Origin of the sequence: Enterococcus sp. AZ020 (assembly GCF_050499205.1) — a bacterium.
Lineage (GTDB): Bacteria > Bacillota > Bacilli > Lactobacillales > Enterococcaceae > Enterococcus_L > Enterococcus_L dunnyi.
Genome location: NZ_JBIPAT010000005.1, coordinates 1 through 3576 on the forward strand (window position 1 = coordinate 1; position 3576 = coordinate 3576).

Consider the following 3576-nt stretch of genomic DNA (forward strand, 5'->3'; position numbering starts at 1 on the left):
GAAGTTTGCGTATACTGATTTTAATAATGTGTTTTGGACCTTACGAATTCCAACTGCAGATACGGGGTACTCCATAATATCCACTAGGATTCTTAGCGGAATATGAAACGACTTACCAGAACCACGCCCGCCTTTTAGCACATGCCGCAGATGCTCTTTACATCTCGACACGATCCAAAATTCTTTGAAGGGTTCTGTAATGATATCTGAGATTTTGACTTGATTCGCTGCCATTGCCATCAGACATCATCCACAATCGTAACGCCAATATCTCCAGAATGGTTGATATCTTGCTTATCACGCCATTCATTAGGCTTGCGATTTTTAAGCCAAAATATCTGAGCTGTGGTATCTGGTGCTACTTGTTTAGTGATCTTCTTTGTCGTCTGCATACCATCATCAGTCAGTTCTTTGGTTACTTCAGTATACTCATATCCTAGCGCTCTTTTGAGTAATGCATTTTCTACTTGACGATCAATTACCTCTTTTCCTCTTTTTAAGGTGTCCGATATGTCCGAATGATCATTTTTCCATTTGCTTAACGTTGATCTGCTAATTCCTATATTCTCAGCTATCTGCTCATCGGTAAGGCCATCACGTGCCCAACCTTCGATTTTTAATAATCCCTCTTTAGTTAGCCATTCCGTATATTTCGCCATGACCTCACCCCTTTCTGAACAATATAAAAAGCCACCGCAATGCGATGACTATGTAGGCACAAAGTACCCGAAAATATGTATTGTTAGCAACCTACACGACTGTCCCTTTGATGACAGCCACCTCAGTTCCCCACTCAACCTCGGTTGCTACTGAGATAACAGGACTCGAACCTGTGACAACCTGATTAACAGTCAGGCGCTCTACCAGCTGAGCTATATCTCAATAAAACACCCACAGGCAAGAATGTGTAAAATAAACTCTATGAGGGAGAGTTTTCACCATCCTTATTTTTAGTTTTTTGTTGTTAGCCTGTGAGTGCTTAGTGAAAACAGGTTCCCTCTGGCATGTTTAAAGGAGTCAAATTATGAAAATTGGAGTTCTCATGTTTTTTTGTTTTTTTCAGGTAACCTACTTATTTCACGTTATCATAGTAACACGGAAAATGTGCGCTTCGGGTGCGCTAAATGTGCGTTAAAAGTCAGATAATAATACTTCAGCGCCAAAAAGAATTATAGAAAACTGATTTATATATTCTGACACTTTTCGTGTGATTCTACTCCTATCAATTTTATACTCAATAGAAATATCCATATCGCTTAATTTAGCATCATTTAGATATTTCATTTTGAGCATATCGTAGCCACGAGGGTTTTGTTCTTTGTATTCAATCAACGCTCTGTCTACATGATCCATCAATTTAGAAGTTTTAGCCTTATTTTCTAAAAGAGTAGTCAATTGCAACCTATCGTCTCCCCAAATTCCACTTAATAAATCGTCCGTGATTTGCTCATTGATGATTTCACAGTGAGATTTTAAAAGTTTGTAGTTACTTAATAACATTTTTGTATTGTGATAAGCATTATCTCTGATTTTCTTTTTTTCTGCTAGATTTAACTTGTGAAGTCTTTTTGCGATTTGATCCATCGTCTTCTCGCCAAGCTCAATAATTTGGTTTTGTTCTTCCATAAGCTACTCCTCTCTTCCTTTTTCAATTCGATAAAGCAAACCGCATAAGGTTTTTATCCATTCGACCAATTCTTTTGAAGTTGTTTGCAAACCTATACCTAATAATAAGATTATATATATCAAGGCCCTAAGCTCATAGCCTAATGACATGTGGACTATCGCTGAAATAAATAGCAACACCATTAGAATTGCTTCCCAATGCTTAAATATTTTTTTGATCATTCTCTTTTATCCTCCTACTGCACTTTTATAATTTTCTTCTTGAACACCAATCAGAACAGTTAGGAATCCTAACACCACTGGATGGTTATTATATTTATTACCTAAATAGCCAAGCGTTTGAACGAGCCAGTCCCAATATTCATCGGTAGTAATTGGATGCTGCAATCGTATAACATTAGAAGCCTCCATCCATTTCTGTATGTCTGTAAAAACGTCAGCCCAATTCATTCTATCTCCTCAATTCTGATATAGATTCCTGGTACTTCTGACCAAAATTTTTCAGCAACTAAACTGACTACATAGGAATCATCTTTCCAGAAATTCAATTTCGTTAGGCAATCTTGAATCAACTTATTACTGTTATCTAGATCAGGCTTAGTATATTTGTACTCACCATTCGTATGATTGCCAACTAATGGAAAGCACCATTTGATCATCATTCGAACGGGTCCATCAATTCTCTCTTTCGGAATATGTTTAGATAGATGAGCCATTAATTTTGTTCGTGCAGCCTTTAGATCATCCGGCTCATAAAACACTGGTTTATTTTTAACCACATGAACTTTCTTTTGCTGATGAGTTGTTTCTGGTGGTATCATGTGTAGAAAAAATTCAATCATTTTCATTCTCCATTTCCTGTTATTTTATTCTAGTGTGTTCCTGTTGTTTTTTTCTCTGTCTCCGCCAAAATTTGTCACGTTCTCTATCTCTGTCTACTCTTCTCTCTTACGAGAGAGTAGACAGGATAAGACGGACAGCGATATGACAGGATTTTTAAGGAATGTCAAACCTTGTCAATTCTATTTAGCGTTTACGAACATAGCTCTATTTGTCAAACCTTGTCAATTCTATTTAGATATGACATTATCGTTACTGTTATCTTTTATGACCAGACCGTCCTCTACTGAGAATTTTTCATGTTTTTTTATTCTGGCATAAACTGCACTTCTAGCTAAATCTAAATAGTTTGAAATCTTGCTAACTTCGACAGAATCCCCATTTTCACTTAAAATATTAAAAGCTTCTTCCAGTTCTTTTTTTGCCTTATCTGCTCGACTCTCATTCGATTTCTGTACGCCTTTTTTCCACTTCTCTTTTGGATTGTCTTCTAGACTAATGTCTTGCAATGAATCATCAAGCTCATGAATCGGGAATTTGAACCAGGCATTGACAGTTTTAAATCTCGGAAACTCTCGAAGTGTCCCCTCTAAACGCCAAGCGCTGCATTGTCTAGCGATTTCAACTGATCGCTGTCGTTCCTGTTCGATATAAGCAAGCGTTTCTTGATTTTGAATGGCTGCCATTAAATGATGGCCCATTTGCTTTTTACTGAACTGATCATCTAACCCAATTTCATTATATGAAGGATTGTAGTATTTAATCGCTCTTGAATAAGTATCACATTCTGCTTGATTTTCGAGAACAATGTAGCGATCCTCAGTAACTGGTAACTCAATTAGATCGAGAATAGCATCCGGATCTCTGGCGAATACTCCTGAACCACTGGAACGATCAATTGAATTTTTTCCTCCTTGAGATCCTTTGGAGTGATGGTGACAGTAGATGACCGCACATCCTAATTCTGTAGCTATCTTATCGAATTGATTTGTAAAGTTAGCCATTTCATGTGCGCTGTTCTCGTCTCCTGTAAGTACTTTATAAATTGGATCAATGACCACTGCAATGTACCCAGCTTTTTGCGCTCGTCTGATCAATTTAGGCGCCAGT

Annotated in this window: 7 protein-coding genes and 1 tRNA gene; all 8 read right to left on the bottom strand. The window is 37.4% G+C overall.

Annotation, left to right across the window (positions count from 1 at the left end; all coding sequences use genetic code 11):
* Positions 1-240: phage terminase large subunit (locus tag IGI58_RS18055; RefSeq protein WP_429955475.1), on the bottom strand; the 240-nt coding region annotated here is incomplete at its 3' end.
* On the bottom strand, positions 240-659 hold the full coding sequence (locus tag IGI58_RS18060) for a helix-turn-helix domain-containing protein (protein WP_429955477.1): 420 nt from the start codon (positions 657-659) through the stop codon (positions 240-242). The genes IGI58_RS18060 and IGI58_RS18055, both read right to left, overlap by 1 nt.
* 150 nt (positions 660-809) lie before the next feature.
* Positions 810-882, bottom strand: a tRNA-Asn gene (locus IGI58_RS18065).
* Positions 883-1131: 249 nt separating this feature from the next.
* Positions 1132-1626: a hypothetical protein gene (locus IGI58_RS18070; protein WP_429955479.1), complete on the bottom strand. Its 495-nt coding sequence runs from the start codon at positions 1624-1626 to the stop codon at positions 1132-1134.
* A 3-nt stretch (positions 1627-1629) separates the two neighbouring features.
* On the bottom strand, positions 1630-1848 hold the full coding sequence (locus tag IGI58_RS18075; RefSeq protein ID WP_429955481.1) for a hypothetical protein: 219 nt from the start codon (positions 1846-1848) through the stop codon (positions 1630-1632).
* Positions 1849-1854: 6 nt separating this feature from the next.
* On the bottom strand, positions 1855-2076 hold the full coding sequence (locus IGI58_RS18080) for a hypothetical protein (protein WP_429955483.1): 222 nt from the start codon (positions 2074-2076) through the stop codon (positions 1855-1857).
* Complete coding sequence (locus tag IGI58_RS18085; RefSeq protein WP_429955485.1) at positions 2073-2468, bottom strand: RusA family crossover junction endodeoxyribonuclease; 396 nt, start codon at positions 2466-2468, stop codon at positions 2073-2075. The genes IGI58_RS18080 and IGI58_RS18085 overlap by 4 nt, the downstream gene beginning before the upstream one ends.
* Before the next feature lie 228 nt (positions 2469-2696).
* Positions 2697-3576, bottom strand: an 880-nt coding sequence (locus IGI58_RS18090) for an AAA family ATPase (RefSeq protein WP_429955488.1), incomplete at its 5' end; no start/stop codon positions are given.